The following is a 23,875-nucleotide window of genomic DNA, read 5'->3' on the forward strand; positions in this document are numbered from 1 at the left end:
AACATCAGTCTGCTGAATTCTGCATCTTCAGGTTGTTTGGGGATATATAGCTAACGCCCAATACAATGGGCGTTTTTATTTGCTCGTCATAAAGCGTTGCCACAGGAGCCCTAATGTCACACTCAAAGGAACTCAACTTGACTCCCAATACTGCAACTCGCATCGCCAGCCTCCGTTATGATGATCTCATAAAAAGCTGGCCTGCATTTGAAGCCAAAATTTTACATTTACTCGCCACATTAGGTTTAGCAGACAAAAATCTTGAATGTGATCATGTGGCACTCAGGGTTAATTCCATTGCAAGTGCCGATGCCCTTCGCCATGACTTTAGTCAACTGGGTACTGTTATCTCTGATAATCAAATCAATGGTCGGCCTATATTGATCATCGAATTGAATTCACCACTCACCCTAGGTAAGTTCTCTATTCCCTGTGTTGAACTGCCCTATCCTAGCGATAAGCACTATCCACAGGAAGGTTGGGAACATATTGAGCTCGTTATTCCCTCAAACGCACAGGACTGTGAAACCTTGAGCCAAGATCTTCAAGCAATCAGCCCTATTCTCAGCTCGCTATTATCAGGGGAAATTGAGGCGTCAAAGGGGGCAATTAAGCTGAAAATGAGTTCACCTAAGGGCGATAGGGAACGCTTAGCTAATCCGACCATCGCCTTTAAGCAAGGAGATATTTGCATCAAGCTACATCCACATGGGATAAAAACCGTTATTGCTAGCGAGCAAAATGAATATGCTCAAGCGAGTGCGCTGACCATAAAGTAGGAAACGGTGCATCTATTTATCAAACTGCGCACTATCGAGATTCAATCGTCTATTCATTGAAGCACAGGAAACAGAATATGAAGTCCCATAAAAACGATGTGCAATTGCTAAAGTTTGCCCTAGAAATTGGTATCGGTTATGCCAAAAAACGCGGATTTGATGATTTTGATCGGGGGGTCTCTCCCAAGGACAAAGTGGAATGCATCTATCGACTCCTCGTTACCGATAATCTTATTCAACCCTTAGCAAAAGACAAAGAGGATGGACCCAATATGAAGCATAAATTGATTTTGTGGATCACCCGTCAGTTACCTGCAGATCATCCACTGTTAAAATAATTCTTTTACACTCATCCGTTGAAACGAGATCTGAAAATCCAATTGACTAAAAATTAACAGTCAATTGGATAAAAATGGTGCAGTACTGCACCATTTAAGTATCGAATTTAATCCTTTTTAGCCGATTTCTTTGCTTTCTCATTTGCTAACACTGCTGCCATAGGCGGGACTATCGTGGTGGGATCGAGGCGCATTTGATACCAATTCAAACGCCAATCTAAATGTGGACCATTTGCGCGTCCCGTGGCTCCGACTTCGGCCACAGCTTGGCCTTGTTTTACGGTTTCACCCGCTTGGACATAGAGCTTACTCAAATGCAGAAAACTCGAGCTCACACCATAACCATGGTCGATCACCATAGTCCCACCGGAATAAAACATATCGGGAACAGATAGGCTCACCACACCATCAGCAGGAGCCACAACAACAGTACCAGTTTTTGCTGCCACATCGACACCAAAGTGAGGGTTACCGGGTACATCGTTATAAATTCGTTGGCTACCATAAACGCCTGAAATGCGCCCAGTCAGCGGCCAAATAAACTCCTGCAAAAAAGCAGTCTGTTCACTAAATGTCGCTCGCGCCGCTTTTACCTGTGCTGTATCTTTAGCTGCTCTTTCCTGCGCAGCAGGATCAGGTTTCATAATTTTATGACTAATACCTTTAACACTTTGGATATCATATTCCCGCTGAGCAATAGTCAAAGGCTTAACCCCGGTTAAACCATCGGGATAGACTAATGTTAACTGTTGATTAAGTTCTGCATCACGCTCAAAACCGAAGGCAAAGTGACCGTTCGGAGTCACTCTTAACGCTTCGCCATTTAAACTGACTTGAGTGCCTGCGGGCACTTGTCCTCGAATAAGCGCGCCCTGTTCAAATTTGCCCTCAAAACTCACCTGAGCATTCGCATTTGTCATCATAACGAGCATGCTTAATGCTGAAAAAATAATGCCATTTACGACCTTTGGTATGCTTTGCAGGTAAATCAATCGCTGAAAAGCAACACAAGACTGACCTAGACTGCGTGGTTTCAGGTAATGAAACATCTTCACAAAAATCCTTATTAGGTTGATTAAATACGACAGCAAACCCTAGTGTTTAAACTAGGTGGATACACCTTTAGTCACTATGGCCCCCTTACCAACGCCCTCATAGGCCACCACAGTAAACTGGCTAGTGGGCACTTTAGCCGCCAATGTGGTTGCCATATAATCGGCTAACAATTCAACCGTAGTGTCATGGGGGATCAGATCACAACATTCTTTTGGCATTGCCAACTGAAAATCGCCTTGAGGAGCCTGATAGTGAAATCCATAGTGGCTACGATTAGAAATACGGGTTTGTGGTGATAGGTTTAAGGTGTTGACGGAAACTACATCTTCTTCACTACCCAAGTAAATATCATGCCAACGCTTAGCCCAATATTCATTCCACTTAGGTGCAGGAACGCCATTTTCGAAGACATTCACAGGACTACGATGCCCATGGGCAATACGTTGGCAATTACCGTCATGTTTACGTAAACCATGGCTGTAATGATAGTAGGGCGAATTGAGTACCTCGTGCCTTAGGGTCAACGTAATAGCTTCAACATTGGCAGGTAAACTTTCCCGTAGGGCTTTTTGTAAAAAGGTATTCACACTTTGAATATCAATTTGTTCTGTTGGCACTAAGGCAAACGCCTGTGACGGGCAAGCTAAATGGATTTCACCCAATGCGCTATCAAAATCCATCCATACTCTATCGCCCTGCTGCTGCCATCGCACATGGCTGCACGCAGTGGGCACAAGTAAACGATGATCGGCCACCGCATCTATCGTTTGCTTAATCGTACGTTTTACCTTCGCAAAATCGAGCACCATATTTTGCTCGTCGAGACCACCTTCAAGCAGTACATCAACAATCCAACTTTCCCCCACCATGCCACGCTTAGGGCAAAGGTAGGAAAAATCGATCACAGTTAATTCTTTTACAAACAGTTGCATTTTCTCTCCTCGGCGGAAAAACAGTCCACCTTTGTATCCGGTAGCACCACTTAGCAATGGCCAAACATGCTAGATTGAATGGCGTTAAATCCATCCACGAAATGGGATTCTAATCAATTCTGCCCTCAGTCGCGACAAATGAATCGGTACTACAGGTCATTTTGAGCAAACAAGCTAAAATGAAGTGATGGTATTGATTATAAAAATAGCGGTTATCTGTTGAATCACAGCTAGCGTGGCAAAATGACAGCACATGGCTGGAGATATTCATCGCTCACAGAAATACAACATCTAATTTGTCGATTAGCAACCAAAACCCTAACCGGTTCGACATAAACCCTATCTAATAAATGAAGCAAAAACAGCGTATTAGATCACAAAAACTTAATCCGTAACAGCGATAGACTCAATCGAAACAAGGCGTTATCACTCTGTAAAATTAAGCGTTAGTATCCCCCCGTAAACCATACAAAAACCAAGGTTATATAGGGAGAAACAAGATGACTAAACTCACATCTATCGCTATTTTCATCGCAGGTATGTTTGCCTGCGCCCATGCCACCAGTGCAGAGCCCATTGAGGTGATCACCGCGGCTAAGATCACTGAGCCAGAAAAAGTCGAATTAGGTAAAATGCTATTCTTCGAACCACGATTATCAAAGTCTGGGTTTATCTCTTGTAACTCATGTCATAATTTATCGACTGGCGGGGTTGATGCACTACCAACGTCAATCGGGCACCACTGGCAAGAAGGTCCTATTAATTCGCCCACAGTGCTTAATGCTGATTTTATGCTGGCTCAATTTTGGGACGGCCGCGCAAGTGATTTAAAAGAGCAAGCTGCGGGCCCGATTGCCAACCCAAAAGAAATGGGCTTTACCCATGAACTTGCAACTGAAACGATTGCCTCTATGCCTGCTTATCGAGCGCGTTTCGCTAAAGTCTATGGCGATGAAACCGTCAGCATTGACCGTTTAACCGATGCTATTGCCGCCTTTGAAAAAACCTTAGTAACTCCCAACAGTCCCTTCGATCAATACCTCTTGGGTAAGCAAGATGCGATTAGCGCAGATGCCAAAGCGGGTTATCAACTGTTTAAAGATAAGGGTTGTGTCAGTTGCCATAATGGTCCTGCAGTCGGTGGAACCATGTTTATGAAGATGGGACTTATCAAGCCGTTCCACACAAACAATCCTGCTGAAGGTCGTAAGGGCGTTACTGGCAAAGAGGGGGATAAATTTGTATTTAAAGTACCTACATTACGTAATATTGAACTCACCTATCCCTACTTCCATGATGGTAGCGTATGGACCTTGGAAGAAGCGGTGAATACCATGGCCGATATCCAGCTAGGACAAAAATTATCAGATAAAGAAGTGAAAGAGATGGTCGCCTTCCTTGACTCTTTAACGGGTGATCAACCACAGATTACTTTACCTATACTACCCCCATCGAATAAAGATACGCCGCGTCCAGTTCCTTTTGGACAAAGTGCGCAATAAATTGGTTAAAAAAATCGTTTAATCAAAAAAGCAAATAGGCCGAGAATAATGATTCTCGGCCTATTTTTAAAACAAGATATTAATCTAGGCTATTCGCCTTTTAAACGACGGTCGAGTTGATCCTTTAAGTTTGCTGGCACGCCTTTGATTAAAATCGTGTCTGAAATTGGATCGTAGATGACTCGCTGACCTAAATGCCCCCCATCAAAACTTAAGGTCACGCCACCGCCAGTGCCTGAAAATTTCTTCAATTGGCGCAGAGTCGATTTATCGGCTGGAAACTCTTCGTCGAGATCATAACTGCCACCACGGGCGAAATCGTAGAAGGAGTCCATACCTTGATCGGCTAACTCATCGGCCAAATCTTTGATTTCGATATCTGCACCTTCGTCAAAACGCTCACTGCAATATTCAAACACTTTATTACGGCACTGCTGACGCTCATCTTTAGTGAGATCGCTACTAGCAACAAAATCTTCCACCGCATTCATCAGCGTTTTGTTTTGTGCTTTAGTATTTACCCCTTCGACACAGCCCATAAAATCGAGGAAGAAGTCGGCAACTTTACGCCCAGCGCGGCCGCGGATAAAGGAAATATACTTACGAGAATCTTTATCCGCCTGCCATTCGGTCAAATCAATACGGGCAGCAAGCTGAATATTGTTTAAATCTAAGTGGTTGTTTTGTGAAAGCTCCATATCATCCAATACTGTCATGGAAGATTTTGCGCTCAAGAGTGCCACAAACAGATAATCGCTGGTGATGCTGGTATAGCAAGACATCAGCAGGAATCCACCTTGACTGAAATCATATTTCGCCAATTCTTCCTGCAACAATTTACTGGCTTGACCTGAAAACTCCACAAAACCTAACTCGCCAGCACGGTACTGTGTTAATGCATTGGCAAAGGCAGGATTGGCTTCGCCATCATCACCGTGAATGCCAAAATAGCCAAATCCCTTCCCCGCTTTACTGGTATAGGTTTGGTGCAATTCGTCCAGCATCACCTCGACCGCTTGTCCGTTCAGCAGGGGTTGAGGACGCAAACGGCAACGCAACTGCCCCTGACTGTCCTGGGAAATCTCGTGAATAATTGCTTGTTCGATGTTAATACTCATAAGCCCTGATAGTGATACTGGGATAAATCCGCTATTATATGCCGCTAATCCATTCCAAAGTGAAACATTTTTTGATTATGGCAATCCAATCCAAATACTCAAACACACAAGTTGAATCATTAATCGCCGAAGTATTGGCTGTGTTAGAAAAACATAAAGCCCCTACTGATCTAAGCCTGATGGCGCTCGGCAATTGCGTCACCTATTTGTTAGAGCGTAAAGTACCTAGCGAATCACGCCAAGCGGTAGCTGAGCAATTTGCGAAAGCACTCGCACAATCGGTCAAATCCAATTAAGTTAGTTGGGTTATAATCGCCAAAAAATAAGATACAACGTCTTTTAGGAATAAGCGGATCACTATGGTCGAGCGTAAAAAGCAAATGAGCCGCGATCGCGTTTCACGGCTCATCAACTGGGGACATTGGTTTGCCTTCTTCAATGGCTTATTAGCTATGATTATAGGTACCCGATATCTGAGTAGCGTCGGTTATCCAGAAACTTGGTATGGCTGGATTTATCTCACTGTAAGCACAATTGGCCAGTTCAGTTTTCTTGCTTTTATTGCTTACTTGATCTGCCTATTCCCACTGACCTTAATATTACCTTATTCAAAGATATTGAGAGGCTTAGCGGCAATAATCGCGACATTAAGCCTGTGTATCTTATTATATGACACCATTGTTTATGCCGATTATGGTATACATTTAAGCCCATTTGCCTTTGATTTAGCATGGGCAGATCTCAATGCACTACTCCATGGCACATCTTACATTGTCACCCCACTGGCCATTATCACCATCGAGCTCACCCTTGCCAATTTTTTGTGGAAACGCATAGATAAGCTCCAAAAACTGAATTTAGGCAATAAGGTTATTGGCTTTGTAGGCATCTGTTTTATTAGTAGCCACTTAATCCACATTTGGGCCGATGCTGCCGATATCACCGAAATAACCCGTTTCGATGAAGCTTATCCTTTGTCTTATCCCGCAACCGCTCGCTCCTTTATGGAAAGTCATGGCATCGATGGTTCATCCCAGAACAATGACGGAGTACGAGTGCTCAGCTATCCAACACAGCCCTTGCTATGTCAAGCTGACACACAAACCAACGTATTGATGGTCGCCATCGACAGCTTACGTGCTGACATGGTTGACCCTAAGACTATGCCATTTTTATATCAGTACATGGAAAAGAACCAGTCGTTTACAGAACACTACAGTGGCGGAAATCAGTTTAGAACGGGCATGTTCTCGCTCCTTTATGGCATTCAGGGCAGCTATGGTGATGCCAGAGTTTTTAATAGTACGAGCCCGATAATCACTAGAAGCTTCCAACAGGCGGGTTATCAGTTAGGCCTTTTTATCCCTGAAACTAACTTAAATCTACGCTCAGCCCAAGCTATGTTTAATGATTTTAATACTGTGATAGCCAAAGAAGCGAATGGCAGTGCCGATGCTGACTTACATACCGTCGCCAGTTTCAAAGAATGGCACGGCATACAAAATAAACCTTGGTTTGCCTTAGTCAATCTAAAAGCCCCTGAGAATTTTGATACCCCCGTAGGCTTTTTAGGTGTTGAAACGATAAAGGCCAATCCCAACTTAACACCGGCGCAAAAAGTACTCTTTAATCAATATCGTCAATCACTGTATTTTATTGATAAACAGCTACAAGCCATCCTAACCGATGTGAAAAATGATACTTTAGTGATTATTACAGGTGTAAACGGCAAGATGTTTACCAGTAATAGTGATGAGGCCATGCGCAATTTATCACCAGAAAGTATCAAAGTGCCCTTAGTGATCCACTGGCCTAATGCAAGTGAAGCTAAGGTTAAATATCGCACAAGCCACTATGGTCTCGTGCCGACCCTAATGACCCATGTGTTAGGCTGTACGAATAACACAACCGACTATAGTGCAGGACGTAGTCTATTAGAACCTAGCAAAGAGACTTGGATTTATATTGGTGATAGCCGCATTTTTGCGATTTACCAACAGTCAGAAATCACAGTGATTGACAGACATGGTAAATACCGGATATATGATGAAAATTTTCAGCATCGACTGCGTAAAAAAATCAGCGCACCCGAGTTAATTGAAGTCATGCGAGAAGGTAGACGTCTCTATAATCATTAATTAAACAATAAATAAAAAGCCCTAATCCAGCAATGGCTTAGGGCTTTTTAGTGATAAAGCATCAAGATTGAAATAACCAGTCGATCAGCCAACCTTAACCGTTGAATAGCGCTCCAACCAATGGGCATAGGAGGATGGTAGCACCCAAGATGGACGGTCTATCTTTAATATTTGTGCCGCTTGATAAGGCCAATGCGGATTAGCTAAAAATGCCTTGCCTATCATCACTAAATCCATTTGTTCATTTTCAATTGCCGTATTGGCTTGATGTGGATCATCCATCCCCCAGGAAGTCGCAACAGGGAATCCCACCTCCTTACGCACCTGAGCAGCAATAGGTGCTAACAATGCAGGACGCCATGGAATATTGGCTGTTGGGGTCGAAAAACAAATGCTCACATTTAGCATATCCAAACCTATCTGCTTGAACTGTTTAACCAATTCAATTGATTCTGATAAGGTTTGCTCATCTTTGTCATCAAATTCAATCACTCCGAAACGTGCCGTTAAGGGCAGATGTTGTGGCCAAATCTCTCTTACGGCTTTAATCGTTTCTAATAGGAATCGTCCACGCCCTTCAGCACTACCACCATATTGATCTGAACGCTGGTTGGCATAGGTTGAAAAAAAGCTTTGTGCTAGGTAACCATGGGCAAAATGCAATTCTAACCATTCAAAACCAGCGGCTAAAGCGCGCTTAGCTGCCGTCACAAAATCGACTTTAACGCGCTCAATATCTTCAACGGTCATCTCTGTGGGCACTTTTGATAAGTTAGCCCCAAAAGCCACTGGAGACGGTGAAATAGGTTGCCACGCTTCAGCCTCACCATTGGCAATATGGTCATCCCCTTCCCAAGGAATGTTGGCACTCGCCTTACGTCCAGCATGACCAATTTGGATCCCTGCTACAGCACCAGCACTTTTAATTGCATTCGCGACTTTAGCTAAACCAGCAGCTTGCTCATCGTTCCAAAGTCCAAGACAACGGGGAGTAATACGTCCTTCAGGGGACACTGCGGTTGCCTCAACGATGACAAGCCCTGCACCACCTCTAGCAAGGCTAGTGTAATGCACTTGATGCCACTCATTGGGAAGCCCTTCTTTGGCTTGATATTGGCACATAGGAGCAACAACTATTCGGTTTTTAAGGGTGATATCTTTAAGTTTAAATGATGAAAATAGATCAGCCATGGGTATTTAATTTCCTGTATTCGTCGAATGTTCAGAATCAATGACGACAGCCTAATCCCATCATGCCATAATTAAAAGCACTCTTAGATTATAGGTTTGATAAGATTTCATTATGATAAATCCGCAATGGTTACACACATTTGCCGTTTTAGTCGAAAAAGGTAATTTTACCCGCACGGCAGAAGCCATTGGTATAACCCAAGCGGCAGTCAGCCAGCACATCAGTCGCTTAGAAGAAGAATATGGCACCTTATTTTTACGACGAACGCGCCAGCTTGAAATAACGCCAATAGGCGAAAATTTACTCACCTATGTAAAAGAAGTAGAATGCGCGGAAAAACGCTTACGACAAAAACTGATCAAAGATGACACCGACGTCGGTGATATAAGTCTTATCACACCAGGAAGCATAGGCTTAACACTTTTCCCATTGTTATTGGAGTTACAAACTGCTTTTCCCGCCTTAAATATACGACACCGCTTTGCACCAGATAACGAAATCCTAACATCCGTTCTAGCCAATCAGCATGAAATTGGTATGGTGACGTTAAAGCCCTCCGATCCTCGGATTTTCAGTACTTACTTTACCGAAGAACCTTTAGAGTTAGTCGTACCTGCCGGCCATAAAATTAACACATGGCAGGACTTACAACGGTTAGGCTTTATCTCTCATCCTGACGGTGAAGCCATGGCCATGAGGTTACTGACCCGAAAGTATCCTGGTTGTCCCAATATTCAAGAACTCCCCTGCAAAGGGTTTACCAATCAAATTAGCCTTATTCTTGAACCTGTTGCTAGAGGCTTAGGCTTTACCGTTATACCAAGATATGCACGTAAAGCTTTTGAGCGGCAAGAAGATATTTATGTAGTGGAATGTGGCATCCAAGTGGTTGATACCATTTGGCTTATTCACCGCGCAGAATGGCCCTTGTCGCGCCGAGCCCAAAAAGCAGTCGAGTTCCTTAAAAGCAGAATATAAATGCCTCATCTTATACCAATCGTATTAAGGGTTGACTTAACATTTAATTTGGCATTGCAAATCAAAAACTCATTTATCAGTGTAAATATCAATACAAACAAAAAAAGCCTATAAACTGTTAGGTTTATAGGCTTTTTTACTCTTATATAAAGAGGAATTTGGTCGGTATGAGAGGATTCGAACCTCCGACCCCTGACACCCCATGACAGTGCGCTACCGGGCTGCGCTACATACCGAATTTTTCAGTGATAGATTTTTATTCTATAAAAATGCTAACACAATCGACCTAAGGCGCTATTGCTGGGGTAACCTTAAGTGAGCGTGACTTTAGCAATTGCCTCGCGCCTGTGCAAGTGCTTAGTGACATCTCTTTGATTAACTGCTTAGTTTCTGGTCTGAATAACAGATTTTGGGTATGTAGCCGTAGACGTTTATGTCCTAATCCCCATGTTAAGTCACTTAGTTAAGATGACATATCTATCGTATATGACATTAACGGGGTTGGGCAAAGTCAGGTTAAGATCAACCACCTATTTTTCTACTGACCTGATATAAACCACGATGATCATAGGAAACCCTCACGCTAAGTTTGCTTTCTATCTGCCCACTGCGCCAATCATTCCAGATGACTGGCACTATGCTCAAGTTGATGCAATCACATCACTTACCACACTAAATGGTAATCATTGGCGTAAGATATTCACTATCATGGCAAAAATTTGCGTAACCGATGCTGACTGGCGTACCTACCGTGATCATATATTGCTCAAACAACAGGAAATGCTCATTATCGGCGGTAAAACACTTGTGCCTAATGCCAGTATTCACCTTATTTGTGGGCATGTTGCAGCGGCCAATTTAGGTATCACCCATAAAGAAATTACACGGCCCACTCGACCAGTCGATCTTCAACATAAACGGATCGACTCGATAGTAACTATTCCCTATGTGACACTAGCAATAACCCATTGTTTACTCACGCCCTATTTGGACTATCGCCAATATCCCAATGCGCTAATTGAACTGACTCGTCAACAGTTATACCAATCGTATTAAATATCTGTTCATTCAGCGGGAGTTCAACGCGCTTTAGACAAGGCGAAGGCTTGAAGGCATAGTGGTGCTCTGTCAAAAGCCTTAAACGCAGTATAAAGCGCGTTGAAACCCGCCCTTCGGGAGCCACACAGGCATCCCACTCCCGTGTTGCATTAACTTAAAAGGGAATGACCATTTCTGCGTCAATGCGCCTTGGATTGAGATGCCTGTGAGGCTCTGAACTGATTAGATATTTAATGTGATTGGTATTGCTGACAAGATAACCTTCTAATCAGTCATAAAAAAGCACCCTAGATCATACCATCTGGGTGCTTAGCGCAATCATAACGAGCAAGACAAATCAGTCGTAGATAGTCGCAATAGGCTGACGCTTATGTTGGGTGGCTTTGTAGATATTAATCAACTTAGTCTCAACTGATTTATCAACCTCTTTGCCTTCAAGAAAGTCATCAATTTGGGCATAGGTTAAGCCCAATGCAACTTCATCTTCTAACAGTGGTTGATTATCTTCAAGATCAGCCGTCGGCGCTTTATACACTAAGGATTCTGGTGCCCCAAGGTAAGCTGCAAGTTGGCGAACTTGGCGTTTGTTCAAGCCAAATAATGGGGCTAAATCACAGGCCCCGTCACCCCATTTAGTGTAAAAACCCGTGATATTTTCAGCACTATGATCTGTACCAACAACTAAACCGCCCACAAGTCCAGCAAGTTCATATTGGGCGATCATGCGCATACGGGCCTTAACATTCCCTTTGACAAAATCTACCTTTGCCGCATCGGGTAACGTCAACCCAGCCTCGACAAAAGCCGCTAATGTAGCACCATGTACAGCATCAACACCTTGATGCACATTTACAGTGACAAGCTTCGAAGGTTGAATAAACTGACAAGCAAGCTGGGCTTCATGTTCATCTTTTTGGATATGATAGGGTAAGCGCACCGCAATAAACTGATAATCACTATTGGCTTGTTCACGGTTTAAGCTATCAACGGCTAGCTGACATAAACGCCCCGCCGTTGATGAGTCAACGCCACCACTGATCCCCAATACGAGTGCCTTACTGCGCGCTTCTTTCAGTTTGGTTTTGATAAACGCGACACGACGTTGCACTTCAAACTCTGGCTCAATCGCCTTGAGCACCTTCATTTCTCTTAAGATTTGCGCTTTCACCGAAAATTCCACCTTAAATAATCGCTGTAATTTGGGTCAAATAGAACAAAACTAACGGTAACATTTATTTGCAACTGCCTGTAGCAAAAAATCATGCTGCTTGAGTTAATAATTGATATAAGGTGCTAAAAACAAGCGCAATAACAATAGGCTGTTATTGCGCTTGCATTAAATCGTGAGCTTGAGATAAGTCAAGAAGCGATAGCTTATCTTTCCCAATAGGATTCTTCTAAGCTGTCTTCCCGTTCAGGCAAGCCACGGGATAAACGCGGGCTATGCTGTGCAAGCACTTCATAGGCGACACGGTTAGCATATTTACAAATTTGCGAGAATGAGGAATAACACAAACCATCGCGCTTATGTTTACTCGAGCCTGGCACATTGGTTTTATGGAAAGTATTGGCCGCTAAATCGTGCAATAACGCCGATAATGCGCCATCACCCGCACCATTAGTGTTGCCGATTTTTTCAGGGCCGCCCATATAGGGTGAAATATGGGCATACACTTTGATGGGTGTTTCACAGTCACTTTTTAATTTGGGGCGGGAGAATTCATAGCGATTAAATTCAGGGATAGCACCCGGCAGTAAAGTATGGGTCGTTTCACGCTTTTCAGAATCCTCGGTGTAACCTGCGGTATAAAGGCCTATTGGCCCCGCAGTGGTGAGTACCATATCACACCACTCTAATGCTTTTTCACTGGCAAGCAGAGGGTCGCGCGACCCCGTTAAGGCTTCACCTTCATCCTCATTCATCGCCAGAATGGTGACATGTTCTTTAATAAAGTTCTGCCACCAGAGGGGATCTTCTTCAATCAAAAAACGTGTACCTAATGTTAATACCACGGGCACATCAGCAGCTTTTGCATATTCAATAGCGCACATAGCCGCATCGGTAATTCGATCGCCGCCACTGGCACGCATTAAGTATGCCGTTAGCACTAAAGCCGAACTGCCCTGCACGACATCTTTATCGATAAACTCTGGAGTAAGTTTATCCATTGCACCTTTGCTGATGGCAAAAGTGCGTTCACCACAATCAGAAATTAACGTAAAACAACGGCCAATAGGTCCATCGACGGGTTGCAGATAGTTAAGATCAACTTTTGAGGATGTGTTGCAAAGATAACGATAGGCATAACTACCCACTTCGATATTTTGGCTCATCACCCCAAATAACACTGAACGGTCATCGGCCAAAATGGAATAATTGTGCACTGTGTTACCGATAGTACCACCAGCAAATTCATCGCTGATCAGGCCATGAATTTTTAACTCAGTGTAAAGTCTGTGGGCCTGTTCATCATTTATGAGGGTTGAATTACCTTTGGGTAAGCCATATCTGCTGAGCAATTCATCTTCTACTTTCGCTTCAATATCCACTAAGGTTTGATCGATACCGCTGATATAAGTCGCAAACGGTTGGGGTTGTTGAGTCAGCTGTTCAAGCAACGGATCTCGGGTTTTTACTGGAAAATAATGTTTCGATTTGCGCTGACCGGGAAACTTCATAGTGGTTCTCTTTCCTGGCATCCATGCTAATTGGCGTTATGACGAGATAAACTCGCCAAAGTCCTAAAAATAATGAGTCTAGGCTAGAGAGACCAAAAATCCACTCCTTAGCCGGAAGGGCGCAGATTCTACCATAAAATCAGCATGAAACTAGGGGGATCAACAATGCTTCGCAATGTTTACTTAAAAATGTAGTTCGCCTTCTTTAACTCCCCAAACAGCCTTAGTCCTGCATTTTCAGCGCTTAGGGATAATTCCAAGAATGTGCCTGTTCTTGGACTAATTGCCTTAATAATTCTATATGCATCTCATCATCATTAAGGCAGGGAATAAAACGATATGTTTCACCACCCGCATGTAAGAAGGTTTCTTTGCCGCCAATAGAAATCTCTTCTAGGGTTTCTAGGCAATCGGTTGCAAAAGCGGGACAAATGACATCAACACTTTTAATGCCCTGTGAAGGTAGCTTAGCAAGCAATTCATCAGCATAGGGGGTCAGCCATTCTTCACGACCAAAGCGCGATTGAAAACAAACCTGCCATTGTGTTTCATTCAACTCAAGCTTTTGTGCCAAAAGTTTCGCTGTCACAAGACATTGTTCGCGGTATGGATCGCCCTCTTTCACATAACGTAGTGGAATGCCGTGGAACGAAAGCAGTAATTTGTCCGCTTGACCATAGGTTTTCCAATGGCGTTTGACACTGTGGGCAAGCGCTGCGATATAAGCTTCATGGTCAAAATAGTGTTTATTAAAACGAAGTTCCGGCATATCGCGCACGGTTTTAAGATAACTGGCAACAGCATCAAACACACTTGCTACCGTCGAGCAAGAATACTGTGGGTACAATGGCAGCACCACAATCCGCTCAGCACCTTGTGCCTTAAGCCTCGCAAAACCGCTATCAATCGACGGATTACCGTAGCTCATCCCCAATTCAACAGGAATATCTTGATTAAAGGTCGCGCTTAAATCCACCGCCAATTTTTGGGCTTGGCGTGAGCTTAACACCATTAAGGGCGAGCCTTCATCTGTCCAAATACTCTGATATAACTTGGCCACTTTCGCAGGACGCGTATTGAGAATAATGCCATTTAACAGCGGTTGCCACAGCCAAGGCGAAAGATCGACGACCCGAGGATCACTTAAAAACTGCTTGAGAAACCGCTTAACCGCTTTTGGAGTAGGTTCATCGGGCGTACCAAGATTTACTAATAACACGCCAAACGCAGGAGAGGGAGAAGTCAATGTGTTACCTTTTATCAGCCAATTACCTCGGCAGGCTAACATTCAGTCACACATAAAAAAAGCCTGCTTAGGCAGGCTTTTTCTTAATATGAGAACTTGTTCTCGATTTTAGCTAATGTGGCTTATTTAAGTACACTGGCAAGCTGCTCACTTACCGCAGCAACTGACTGAGTACCATCAAATTTGTTGTACTTCGTTTGGCCTGCGGCTGCCACTTTACCGTAGTATTCAACGAGCGGTTTAGTTTGCTCATGGTAAATCGCGAGGCGTTTACGCACTGTCGCTTCTTCATCATCGGGACGAATCGCTAAATCTTCACCGGTCACATCGTCTTTACCTTCCACTTTAGGTGGATTAAACACCACATGGTAAACACGACCAGAACCAGGATGAACGCGACGACCGCTCATGCGCTTAACAATTTCTTCGTCGGGCACATCGATTTCAATCACGTGATCAATGCTAATACCGTTTGCCGCCATCGCATCCGCTTGTGGGATAGTGCGTGGGAAACCGTCTAACAGAAAACCTTTAGCACAGTCGTCCTGTGCGATACGCTCTTTCACCAGTCCAATGATCAGATCATCAGAAACCAGTTGGCCTGCATCCATCACTTTCTTCGCTTCTAAACCCAGCGGAGTACCGGCTTTAACGGCGGCACGTAACATATCGCCAGTAGAAATTTGTGGGATACCATACTGTTCCATAATGAACTGGGCTTGGGTACCTTTACCGGCACCTGGGGCGCCCAATAGGATAATGCGCATCTCAAGAGTCCTCTTTTTCGCATTGATATTCTTCTTAGGGCAGCGATCTTCGCACATCTGGCCGCCATTGAGAAGGCTTTTAGCTTCGACTTTAGCCTCAGAAAGTGCAAATAAACCGCGGAGAATCGGCTATTTTGATGATTAATAAAGTAAAGTATAAAGCTTACGGCGATATTGATTAGCAAGCGGGTTACCTTGACCAAGTGCGGTAAGTAATTCCATAAACACTTGTTTTACAGTACCATTCTCAGCATTTAGGTCCTTAGCTAACACACCAAACAATAGACTTAACGCCTCTTCATCACGGTGTGCGGCGTGTAACGCCTTACTCAGTTCGAGTAATAACACTAAATCCTGTGGATTTTGCGCAAACTTTTGCTGTAAATCGCGAATTTCAGGGGTATCTGCTGCATCCAAGGCCAGTGCAAGCTTAGCTTTTAGACTTTGGTAATAACCATCTTGATCCGCAAGACCAATCTGCTCCAATAAGGTTTGTGCTAACGCTAATTCTCCCTGCATTAAATACACATCGGCAAGCACTAAACTGACCTCGCCTGCCTTATTAGACGCACTATGGGCTTCTTTTAGCAGTATCACTGCCGTTGCTAAGTCCTCATGGGTGACTTGGCTTAACGTGAGCAATTCCTTCGCTTGGGCTAATTGCAATTGCCACATGGGGGGCAGATGCTTATCAAGCATAGCATTCACTTGCATTGCTTCCTGTATGCCAGCAAAACCATCAATAGGTTGCCCTTTATCGAGCACGAGAGTAGTAGGCAAACTTTGAATACGAAAATAATTGGCAATTTCTAATTCGGTTTCACAATTCACTTTGGCAAGTACAAAACGCCCCGAATGCTGCGAAGCGATCTGCTCTAACGTTTGCACCATAGTGACACTTTGTGGTTGAGATTGTGCCCAAAAGACCAACACCACGATCTGTTGCATCGAGGCATCAACCACTTGCTGAATATTGTCTTTTGTCAGATCGAGGATATTATCCATGGTATTTCCTTAATATCGAAAGGTGACTAACCGACGCCATCATTAAGCTTAAGTCCTCACCTTGATACACATGCCTTTGTGGTAATATTCGCCACGCGTTATAGCGTAAATCATGTCAACCAATAAAATACATAGATGCTAGTTTTAACATGCTTAAGCTAAAACATAACTAAGTTAAAACTGAGATAAGCTCAAAAATAGTTGGGGCCCATTTGAGCAATAACGTCCATGGGCCCCAAATTTTTTACTTCATATTTGCCAGTAACATTTGGTTCATCAGCTTAATAAAGGCCGATGGATCCGCAAGGCTACCTTTTTCAGATAATTGCGCCTGTTGTAACAGTAAGTTTGACCAATCCGCAAAAGCGGTTTCATCTTGAAGATCATTTAAGCGCGACACTAATGGGTGCGCAGGGTTTACCTCAAATGTTGGCTTCACTTCCGGCACGGGTTGACCGGCAGCTTGCATCAGCTTGATCATTTGCGTCGACATTTCGCCTTCACCCGTGACCACACAGGCTGGAGTATCCGTTAAACGAGAGGTCACTTTCACATCGGCAACCTTTGTACCTAGTGCAGCTTTAATACGCTCGATAAGAGGAGCAGACTCCTCGGCAAGTTTCTCCTGTGCTTCCTTCTCCGCTGCATCTTCCAGTTCGCCAAGTTCAAGTTCACCACGGGTTACTGAGTGCAATTGTTTTTCTTTGTACTCTGTTAAGTGGTTGATTAACCACTCATCGATACGCTCAGACATCAGTAATACTTCAATGCCTTTTTTGCGCAATAACTCTAAATGTGGACTGTTAGCGGCGGCGTCATAGCTGTCGGCAACAATATAGTAAATCTTCGTTTGGCCTTCTTTCATACGGCTGATGTAGTCATCGAGTGACACAGTCGGCGCGGCGCTACCCGTGTGGGTTGAAGCAAAACGCAGTAAACCAGCAATACGTTCACGGTTTGCGAAATCTTCTGCGGGTCCTTCTTTTAACACTTGACCAAATTCAGCCCAGAACTGTTGATATTTTTCCGCATCGTCTTTCGCCAGTTTCTCCAACATACCCAGCACGCGCTTAGTGATACCAGTGCGCATCGCTTTGGTAATGTGATTGTCCTGCAAAATTTCGCGGGAGACGTTCAGCGGCAGATCGTTTGAGTCAATTAAGCCCTGCACAAAACGCAGGTAAGATGGCATAAATTGCTCTGCGTCATCCATAATAAACACACGTTGCACAAACAGTTTTAGACCGTGTTTACGGTCACGATTCCACAGATCCCATGGCGCTTTTGAAGGAATATACAAGAGGTTAGTATATTCTTGCTTACCTTCTACGCGGTTGTGGCTCCACAGTAATGCGTCTGTGTAGTCATGGGAAATGTGCTTATAAAATTCTTGATATTCTTCGTCGCTAATCTCAGACTTATTGCGCATCCACAGGGCTGTCGCCTTGTTCATAACTTTCCAGTAACCTTCGGTTGCAGGAATTTTTTCGCCGTCTGGACCGTCGCGCTCTGGTGTGCCTTCCTGCCACATCTCTACGGGCACAGAGATATGATCTGAGTATTTAGTGATGATAGAACGTAGGCGCCAATCATCGGCAAACTCTTTTTCTTCATCACGTAGGTGCAGGGTGATTTCAGTACCACGGCTCGCCTTAGTGATGGTTTCAACGGTGAAACTACCCTCACCTTCCGATTCCCACAATACTGCTTCATCGGCCTTATGGCCGGCGGCACGGGTGCGAACGGTGACTTTTTTCGCCACGATAAAGGCGGAGTAGAAACCCACACCGAACTGACCAATTAACTGCGAGTCCTTTGAGGCTTCGCCAGAGAGATTTTTGAAGAATTCGGCGGTGCCTGATTTTGCAATAGTGCCTAAATGCTCAATCACGCCATCACGGGTCATACCCACACCATTATCTTCGATGGTCACTGTGCCTTTATCTTTGTCTGCACTAATGCGCACACGCAGCTCACCGTCACCTTCATATAATGCGTCATTGGTCAACGCGAGGTAACGCAGCTTATCGGCCGCATCCGCAGCGTTGGAGACCAGTTCACGCAAGAAAATTTCTTTGTTGGAGTACAAAGAATGGATCATCAAATGCAACAGCTGTTTGACTTCAGTTTGAAAACCATGAGTTTCTTGTTGTGACATGAAATTTTCCTTATTTGTTACGCAATTTGGTAAAAGTAACGCTCAGTGCTTACTTAAATGGGGCTGCAAATTTGCTTTTCAAGGGCAAGGAATAAAACGAGGTTTGAATGGTGAAAAATAAGACAAAAGAAAGCCACTGTAAAATAGCGGCCTTTATTTAACAATCACAGGCGTGAGCCAAGACAACGGCATTAAACGACAATATCTAGAAACAATATCTAGTAACAATAAGACCCGCAAAAGCGAGTCCTATCAACTTGATTAACAATCCATTATCGGCAAGATTTACAACGGCAAACGCCCATTAAATGAGAGTGCCAACGTGGTGCTATCCACATATTCAAGCTCACCGCCAACGGGAACACCGTGGGCAATACGGCTGATCATCACCTTATGACGTCTTGCCATATCGGCAATAAAATGCGCTGTCGCTTCACCTTCTACCGTTGGGTTGGTTGCTAGAATCAACTCACTGACATCCCCCGAGGCTAAATGACGCTCGAGTAAAGCCAGCCCTAATTCTTCAGGGCCAACACCGTCAAGGGGAGATAAATGGCCAAGTAGTACAAAATAACGGCCTGTGAAATGTCCACCCGCCTCAATAGCCAACACATCGGCAGGCGTTTCCACTACACAAATGGTGGAAGATGAGCCGCGTTTATGGCTAGCACAAATGGGGCACAGCGTTTCTTCAGTATAAGTTCGGCAAGACTGACAGTGGCCAACATCACTCATGGCACTGGACAGTGCACTGGCTAATTTAAGCCCTGCTTTTCTGTCCCGTTCAAGCAATTGAAACGCCATACGTTGGGCCGATTTAGGTCCGACCCCAGGTAAACAACGCAGGGATTGAATTAACTCGTCAAGCAGTGGACTGAATTTCATTGCTTATCTCAATTAAAACGGCATTTTCATGCCTGGTGGTAATTGCATACCGCCAGTCACTTCAGCCATTTTAGCTTTTTGATTCTCTTCGATTCGACGTGCTGCATCGTTACAGGCCGCAGCAATCAAATCTTCCAGCATTTCTTTATCGTCTTCCATCAAACTTGGGTCGATTTCGACTTTACGCACTGTGTGTGCACCCGTCATAGTGACTTTGACTAAGCCAGCACCCGATTCGCCCACCATTTCCATGCGAGCAATTTCTTCCTGCATCTTCGCCATTTTTTCTTGCATCATCTGGGCTTGTTTCATCAGATTGCCCATACCGCCTTTTCCAAACATAGTCTTTTCTCTTCTATTAGGGTTAGTCGCAAGCTTTAAAGCTGGCTAATCTTACTGAAATTAATGGGATTGGCAATCTATGCCGTGATCCCATTAATAAACTTATGATCTTGATAGCGAGTTTCCATCAATGACTCATTTTAATACTGCTATTCAGGCACATTGATAATTAAGCCTTACTTAGCGCTAGTTTACCCTCGCTCTGAGTGAACTCATTCGTCAACTCTGGTTCAGGTAACGCTTGGATCTGCTGGCTCCGTTGGTTTAACAGATCGGGAGGATACACTAAAGTATCGGTATCAAGCTCTGCACCCAAACGCTGAATAAGCCATTGAACATTATCGTCTTTAATTAACGACTGCTGTGCCTGTTGTAATAGTTCTTGATGAAAACGCTTACGTAACTCAAGGGGTGTTTCTCGCTTTGGATCGCTTCCTATGACTACTTGTACTCGCCTTGGGTTCCCGAGCGCCGCCGTCAATGCTTGTTCTAATTGCACGATTGCGACATCGGCTGCTAAGTGTTTTTGATCGGGTTTTAACAGTAATGGCAGTGGATCGCTTTGCGCTTGGCATACTGAATTAACCGCAAGTTGGCGTACTCGACCGCCAATATCTAAACTCGCCATTAACTTATACCAATGTAAATCCAATGGATTACCACTGACTGGCTGCACCACACTCAGTCCGGTTTGATTCGACAAACCCGTTACTGGTTCAGTTAATGATTCCTTGACCGCATCCTCTATAGGCTCGCTCATAAGTGAAACGGGCGTATGGGGAGCCTGATCAATTGGTACCAATTCATCTTGCATTGCAGTAGGAACTACTGGCTCCAACGCTGAAACAGGGTGTACCACAGGATGCTGCATATTTGTAGCAGGGGCAGCCTCCCAAGGCGGACGATCATTGGGATCATCGACGCTGACGGGTTTTTCCCCCGAAGGTTTTTGCCCATTTTGTGTTAAAGGTTGCGATGCTTCTGGATTTTTGTTTGCTTGTGTAACGCTTTGAGCGACCCCTCCATCCATCTGTGGCACGGGCTCAAAATCATCGTCAAAATCAAATTCTGAGTCAATGGATTCTACAGACTGAGATACCGCCTTTACCGCTTTAGGAGAAGTGGTGATATCTGATCTGGTGGCAGATAACGGGCCAATTGTTGGCTCTTTACGTTTAAAATCCAGTGAAGGCTTTTTTTCATCACCATCCTTCGCGCTCAAGGCATCGAGATCCGACAACAGCGACTCTCTTGCAGCTAATACCGCCGATAAAATATCGTCATCCTCCAACGAGGCTGTGGCAGTTTGCTTGAAACTGGATTGCCCTAAAGAGGGATCCACTGCGATGCCTGTGGCGGTTGGAATAGTGACTCCAGTGGTATTTTCAACTTGAGTTGAGGTTTGAGTTGCAGGGCTAACAGGGTTAATAGTCGCTTGTTCAGCCACCGTTTCCAGAGTCAACGAACTGTATGACTCAGAAGAAAAGCTCGCATAATCATCTTGATAAATATCCAATGGCGCGACATCTTGGGTGTAATCCCCATGGCCATAGACATAATCTAATTGGGTATCACTGTCAGTGTTATTTACAACTGCCTGCTCATTGGTTGAGACCAGTGTTTCGACTTTGGTATCTTCACTTTGCGATATCGCAGCGACAGGTATCTCGATGCTTGTTGGTGCAATGGATTCAGATAACTTATATCCCTGACTTAGGGCTTGGCTAATGATCAGCGTTTGCTCTGCGAACAAAGCGCTATCTGCTGTATCCGAAGGTGCATTAATCTCAACTGCAGCATGTACGTTAACATCTGTAGGTTGTTCAACTAAATCTGTTTTTTTTTCAGCTGCCGATGTCGCTAACGCCGCCAATGAAGTTGATGTTTGCCCTACAGGTAAACTCACCTCGGCTGGCGATTCGACTTGCCAGCGTTTAACGGGCTTTTCTGGCACAAAGGCAACGGCCCGTAAGAGTGCCATTTCTAGGCCTGATTTAGGATCGGGGGCATGGGGTAAATCCTTGCGACCCGTTAATAGGATCTGATAATAAAGCTGTACTTGCTCCGGCGTTAATTGCTCAGCAAAAGCACGAATTTGTGCGCTGTATAAGGACTGCTGAGCACAAGCGGGGGCAAACTGCGTTAGAGTAATTTGATGTAACAGCTCAAGCAAACTGCGCAACACTTCTTGGGCATCGGCGCCGTACGCGAGCACTTGGGCACTGGTTTGCATTAGTACTGTGATATCGGCATCCGTTAAGGCTTTCAGTAAGGCGATAACGTGTTGCTCATCAATACTACCAAGCATGGTCTGCACTTGTGTGAGCATCACAGTACCACCACCAAAAGCAATGGCCTGATCCGTTAAGCTCAACGCATCACGCATACTACCATTGGCGGCTTTGGCAAGGAGTGTTAGCGCTTCAACCTCAAAGGGGAGCTGCTCCTGCGTCAAGATATGATTAAGCTGAGTGCCAATTTCATCCTGTGTCAGACTTTTTAAATTAAATTGCAAGCAACGGGATAACACAGTCACGGGTAGTTTCTGTGGGTCTGTTGTCGCGAGGAGAAATTTAACGTGCTCAGGGGGTTCTTCTAAGGTCTTAAGCAGTGCGTTAAAACTGCTGCGCGACAGCATATGCACTTCGTCGATAAGATAAACCTTAAAACGGCCACGGGTCGGGCGATACTGCACATTGTCCAGCAGCTCGCGCGTATCATCGACCTTCGTGCGGGACGCTGCATCAACTTCAATTAAATCGACAAATCGACCTTGGGCAATTTCAACACAACTACCGCATACGCCGCAGGGGCTGGCAGTGACACCTTGTTCGCAATTTAAGCCTTTGGCAAAGAGTCGCGCTAAGCTGGTTTTACCTACGCCTCGCGTCCCTGTAAACAGGTAAGCATGGTGTAAACGCTGCTGACTTAGTGCATTGGTTAAAGCATGCAATACATGGCTTTGACCAACCATTTGTTCAAATGTGGCAGGGCGCCATTTTCTGGCTAACACCTGATATGACATGGAACTCCCCAGAGTGTGTGATACAAAAATGGGAGCATGCGCCCCGGGAACTTTGAAAGATAACATGTCATGGTGCGACATGCCATCAAACTATCCTAAGGCGCCTTTGGCTGAAGAATTATTCGCCTTCAAACTCACAAAGTTTAACCAACTCAAGCCCTAATGCCGTTAAACGCGCCTCACCACCTAAATCGGGTAATGAAATCACAAAAGCAGCATCTTTCACTTCACCACCTAATTGGCGGATAAGTTTTACCGTCGCTTCAATCGTACCACCGGTTGCGAGTAAATCGTCAACAACGAGCACTTTGTCATTTGCGCTAATCGCATCAGTATGAATTTCTAGGCTATCGTGACCATATTCAAGTTCATAGCTTTGGCTGATAGTCGCTCGGGGTAATTTACCGGGTTTACGAACGGGCACAAAACCAATGCCTAATTCTAAAGCAAGTGGTGCACCAAATAAGAAACCACGGGCTTCAGTGCCGACAATTTTGGTAAAACCTTGACCACGATAATGTTCAACCAATAAATCGATAGCCGCTTTATAGGCTGCGGCATTCTCAAGTAAACTGGTGACATCGCGAAATAGGATCCCTTCCTTAGGATAGTTCGGAATCGTTTTAATGCTTTGCTTTATCAAGGATAAGGTTTCTGTATTCATAGCCATCATATT

Annotated in this window: 22 protein-coding genes and 1 tRNA gene; 7 read left to right on the forward strand and 16 right to left on the reverse strand. The window is 44.5% G+C overall.

The window, feature by feature from the left end; genetic code table 11:
* Positions 1–113 precede the first annotated feature (113 nt).
* Both MZ182_RS11450 and MZ182_RS11455 read left to right on the forward strand, forming a co-directional pair.
* The gene (locus tag MZ182_RS11450; RefSeq protein ID WP_011919446.1) at positions 114–779 is read left to right on the forward strand and encodes a VOC family protein; all 666 of its coding nucleotides are present in this window, start codon (positions 114–116) and stop codon (positions 777–779) included.
* 77 nt (positions 780–856) lie between these two features.
* On the forward strand, positions 857–1,117 hold the full coding sequence (locus tag MZ182_RS11455) for a DUF5062 family protein (protein ID WP_115014454.1): 261 nt from the start codon (positions 857–859) through the stop codon (positions 1,115–1,117).
* Between the two features lie 107 nt (positions 1,118–1,224).
* Here the strand turns inward: MZ182_RS11455 and MZ182_RS11460 are convergent, their stop codons facing one another.
* Together MZ182_RS11460 and MZ182_RS11465 are read right to left on the reverse strand one after the other, a co-directional pair.
* Entirely contained in the window at positions 1,225–2,049 is an 825-nt protein-coding gene (locus tag MZ182_RS11460; RefSeq protein WP_248066206.1) for a M23 family metallopeptidase, read from the reverse strand.
* Between the two features lie 174 nt (positions 2,050–2,223).
* Positions 2,224–3,105, reverse strand: a complete 882-nt coding sequence (locus MZ182_RS11465) for a 6-carboxytetrahydropterin synthase (protein ID WP_248066136.1) — start codon at positions 3,103–3,105, stop codon at positions 2,224–2,226.
* 500 nt (positions 3,106–3,605) lie between these two features.
* Here MZ182_RS11465 and MZ182_RS11470 point away from each other — a divergent pair, with 500 nt between their 5' ends.
* Complete coding sequence (locus tag MZ182_RS11470) at positions 3,606–4,607, forward strand: cytochrome-c peroxidase (protein ID WP_014610743.1); 1,002 nt, start codon at positions 3,606–3,608, stop codon at positions 4,605–4,607.
* An 89-nt stretch (positions 4,608–4,696) separates the two neighbouring features.
* Here MZ182_RS11470 and yejK read toward each other — a convergent pair whose 3' ends face one another.
* Positions 4,697–5,725 carry a nucleoid-associated protein YejK gene (gene yejK, locus MZ182_RS11475; RefSeq protein ID WP_014610744.1) on the reverse strand — a complete coding sequence of 343 codons (1,029 nt, stop codon included), beginning with the start codon at positions 5,723–5,725 and terminating at the stop codon, positions 4,697–4,699.
* A 77-nt stretch (positions 5,726–5,802) separates the two neighbouring features.
* Between yejK and MZ182_RS11480 the strand changes: the two genes are divergently transcribed.
* Positions 5,803–6,021 carry a YejL family protein gene (locus MZ182_RS11480; protein WP_011789053.1) on the forward strand — a complete coding sequence of 73 codons (219 nt, stop codon included), beginning with the start codon at positions 5,803–5,805 and terminating at the stop codon, positions 6,019–6,021.
* A 63-nt stretch (positions 6,022–6,084) separates the two neighbouring features.
* Positions 6,085–7,863 (forward strand): DUF3413 domain-containing protein, encoded by a 1,779-nt coding sequence (locus MZ182_RS11485; RefSeq protein WP_011789052.1) that lies wholly within the window; start codon positions 6,085–6,087, stop codon positions 7,861–7,863.
* An 84-nt stretch (positions 7,864–7,947) separates the two neighbouring features.
* Here MZ182_RS11485 and MZ182_RS11490 read toward each other — a convergent pair whose 3' ends face one another.
* Complete coding sequence (locus tag MZ182_RS11490; protein WP_061783381.1) at positions 7,948–9,054, reverse strand: NADH:flavin oxidoreductase/NADH oxidase; 1,107 nt, start codon at positions 9,052–9,054, stop codon at positions 7,948–7,950.
* Positions 9,055–9,166: 112 nt separating this feature from the next.
* Here MZ182_RS11490 and MZ182_RS11495 point away from each other — a divergent pair, with 112 nt between their 5' ends.
* The gene (locus MZ182_RS11495) at positions 9,167–10,033 is read left to right on the forward strand and encodes a LysR family transcriptional regulator (RefSeq protein WP_011789050.1); all 867 of its coding nucleotides are present in this window, start codon (positions 9,167–9,169) and stop codon (positions 10,031–10,033) included.
* A gap of 159 nt (positions 10,034–10,192) precedes the next feature.
* Here MZ182_RS11495 and MZ182_RS11500 read toward each other — a convergent pair.
* Positions 10,193–10,269 (reverse strand) — tRNA-Pro (locus MZ182_RS11500).
* 325 nt (positions 10,270–10,594) lie between these two features.
* Between MZ182_RS11500 and MZ182_RS11505 the strand changes: the two genes are divergently transcribed.
* Entirely contained in the window at positions 10,595–11,089 is a 495-nt protein-coding gene (locus MZ182_RS11505; protein ID WP_248066139.1) for a DUF6942 family protein, read from the forward strand.
* Here MZ182_RS11505 and MZ182_RS11510 read toward each other — a convergent pair.
* From MZ182_RS11510 to apt, 11 genes are all read right to left on the reverse strand, one after another.
* The gene (locus MZ182_RS11510; protein ID WP_248066141.1) at positions 11,010–11,216 is read right to left on the reverse strand and encodes a hypothetical protein; all 207 of its coding nucleotides are present in this window, start codon (positions 11,214–11,216) and stop codon (positions 11,010–11,012) included. The genes MZ182_RS11505 and MZ182_RS11510 overlap by 80 nt on opposite strands.
* Positions 11,217–11,429: 213 nt before the next feature.
* The gene (nadE, locus tag MZ182_RS11515) at positions 11,430–12,260 is read right to left on the reverse strand and encodes an ammonia-dependent NAD(+) synthetase (RefSeq protein WP_248066145.1); all 831 of its coding nucleotides are present in this window, start codon (positions 12,258–12,260) and stop codon (positions 11,430–11,432) included.
* A gap of 206 nt (positions 12,261–12,466) precedes the next feature.
* Positions 12,467–13,771, reverse strand: a complete 1,305-nt coding sequence (locus MZ182_RS11520; protein WP_011789047.1) for an inosine/guanosine kinase — start codon at positions 13,769–13,771, stop codon at positions 12,467–12,469.
* Between the two features lie 244 nt (positions 13,772–14,015).
* On the reverse strand, positions 14,016–15,059 hold the full coding sequence (hemH, locus tag MZ182_RS11525; protein WP_181811376.1) for a ferrochelatase: 1,044 nt from the start codon (positions 15,057–15,059) through the stop codon (positions 14,016–14,018).
* Positions 15,060–15,139: 80 nt separating this feature from the next.
* Entirely contained in the window at positions 15,140–15,784 is a 645-nt protein-coding gene (gene adk, locus MZ182_RS11530) for an adenylate kinase (protein WP_011789045.1), read from the reverse strand.
* A 141-nt stretch (positions 15,785–15,925) separates the two neighbouring features.
* Complete coding sequence (locus tag MZ182_RS11535) at positions 15,926–16,789, reverse strand: tetratricopeptide repeat protein (RefSeq protein WP_011919452.1); 864 nt, start codon at positions 16,787–16,789, stop codon at positions 15,926–15,928.
* A gap of 244 nt (positions 16,790–17,033) precedes the next feature.
* Positions 17,034–18,947: a molecular chaperone HtpG gene (gene htpG / locus MZ182_RS11540; RefSeq protein WP_011919453.1), complete on the reverse strand. Its 1,914-nt coding sequence runs from the start codon at positions 18,945–18,947 to the stop codon at positions 17,034–17,036.
* Between the two features lie 285 nt (positions 18,948–19,232).
* Positions 19,233–19,832, reverse strand: a complete 600-nt coding sequence (gene recR, locus MZ182_RS11545; protein WP_011789042.1) for a recombination mediator RecR — start codon at positions 19,830–19,832, stop codon at positions 19,233–19,235.
* A gap of 12 nt (positions 19,833–19,844) precedes the next feature.
* Positions 19,845–20,174, reverse strand: coding sequence for a YbaB/EbfC family nucleoid-associated protein (locus MZ182_RS11550; protein WP_007648738.1), 330 nt, complete (start codon positions 20,172–20,174; stop codon positions 19,845–19,847).
* Positions 20,175–20,343: 169 nt separating this feature from the next.
* Complete coding sequence (gene dnaX, locus MZ182_RS11555; RefSeq protein WP_411028093.1) at positions 20,344–23,280, reverse strand: DNA polymerase III subunit gamma/tau; 2,937 nt, start codon at positions 23,278–23,280, stop codon at positions 20,344–20,346.
* A gap of 37 nt (positions 23,281–23,317) precedes the next feature.
* A complete protein-coding gene (apt, locus tag MZ182_RS11560; protein WP_081429832.1) occupies positions 23,318–23,869 on the reverse strand; it encodes an adenine phosphoribosyltransferase in 552 nt (183 codons plus the stop codon).
* Between the last annotated feature and the right edge of the window lie 6 nt (positions 23,870–23,875).

Source organism: Shewanella sp. JNE2 (assembly GCF_023159115.1).
GTDB lineage: Bacteria > Pseudomonadota > Gammaproteobacteria > Enterobacterales > Shewanellaceae > Shewanella > Shewanella putrefaciens.

What these genes read in the sequence shown, in the direction of transcription:
- MZ182_RS11450 (WP_011919446.1), top strand. Translation starts at nt 114, where the DNA reads ATGTCACACTCAAAGGAACTCAACTTGACTCCCAATACTGCAACTCGC.
- MZ182_RS11455 (WP_115014454.1), top strand. Translation starts at nt 857, where the DNA reads ATGAAGTCCCATAAAAACGATGTGCAATTGCTAAAGTTTGCCCTAGAA.
- MZ182_RS11460 (WP_248066206.1), bottom strand. Translation starts at nt 2,049, where the DNA reads ATGCTCGTTATGATGACAAATGCGAATGCTCAGGTGAGTTTTGAGGGC.
- MZ182_RS11465 (WP_248066136.1), bottom strand. Translation starts at nt 3,105, where the DNA reads ATGCAACTGTTTGTAAAAGAATTAACTGTGATCGATTTTTCCTACCTT.
- MZ182_RS11470 (WP_014610743.1), top strand. Translation starts at nt 3,606, where the DNA reads ATGACTAAACTCACATCTATCGCTATTTTCATCGCAGGTATGTTTGCC.
- yejK (WP_014610744.1), bottom strand. Translation starts at nt 5,725, where the DNA reads ATGAGTATTAACATCGAACAAGCAATTATTCACGAGATTTCCCAGGAC.
- MZ182_RS11480 (WP_011789053.1), top strand. Translation starts at nt 5,803, where the DNA reads ATGGCAATCCAATCCAAATACTCAAACACACAAGTTGAATCATTAATC.
- MZ182_RS11485 (WP_011789052.1), top strand. Translation starts at nt 6,085, where the DNA reads ATGGTCGAGCGTAAAAAGCAAATGAGCCGCGATCGCGTTTCACGGCTC.
- MZ182_RS11490 (WP_061783381.1), bottom strand. Translation starts at nt 9,054, where the DNA reads ATGGCTGATCTATTTTCATCATTTAAACTTAAAGATATCACCCTTAAA.
- MZ182_RS11495 (WP_011789050.1), top strand. Translation starts at nt 9,167, where the DNA reads ATGATAAATCCGCAATGGTTACACACATTTGCCGTTTTAGTCGAAAAA.
- MZ182_RS11505 (WP_248066139.1), top strand. Translation starts at nt 10,595, where the DNA reads ATGATCATAGGAAACCCTCACGCTAAGTTTGCTTTCTATCTGCCCACT.
- MZ182_RS11520 (WP_011789047.1), bottom strand. Translation starts at nt 13,771, where the DNA reads ATGAAGTTTCCCGGTCAGCGCAAATCGAAACATTATTTTCCAGTAAAA.
- hemH (WP_181811376.1), bottom strand. Translation starts at nt 15,059, where the DNA reads ATGTTAGCCTGCCGAGGTAATTGGCTGATAAAAGGTAACACATTGACT.
- adk (WP_011789045.1), bottom strand. Translation starts at nt 15,784, where the DNA reads ATGCGCATTATCCTATTGGGCGCCCCAGGTGCCGGTAAAGGTACCCAA.
- MZ182_RS11535 (WP_011919452.1), bottom strand. Translation starts at nt 16,789, where the DNA reads ATGGATAATATCCTCGATCTGACAAAAGACAATATTCAGCAAGTGGTT.
- htpG (WP_011919453.1), bottom strand. Translation starts at nt 18,947, where the DNA reads ATGTCACAACAAGAAACTCATGGTTTTCAAACTGAAGTCAAACAGCTG.
- recR (WP_011789042.1), bottom strand. Translation starts at nt 19,832, where the DNA reads ATGAAATTCAGTCCACTGCTTGACGAGTTAATTCAATCCCTGCGTTGT.
- MZ182_RS11550 (WP_007648738.1), bottom strand. Translation starts at nt 20,174, where the DNA reads ATGTTTGGAAAAGGCGGTATGGGCAATCTGATGAAACAAGCCCAGATG.
- dnaX (WP_411028093.1), bottom strand. Translation starts at nt 23,280, where the DNA reads ATGTCGCACCATGACATGTTATCTTTCAAAGTTCCCGGGGCGCATGCT.
- apt (WP_081429832.1), bottom strand. Translation starts at nt 23,869, where the DNA reads ATGGCTATGAATACAGAAACCTTATCCTTGATAAAGCAAAGCATTAAA.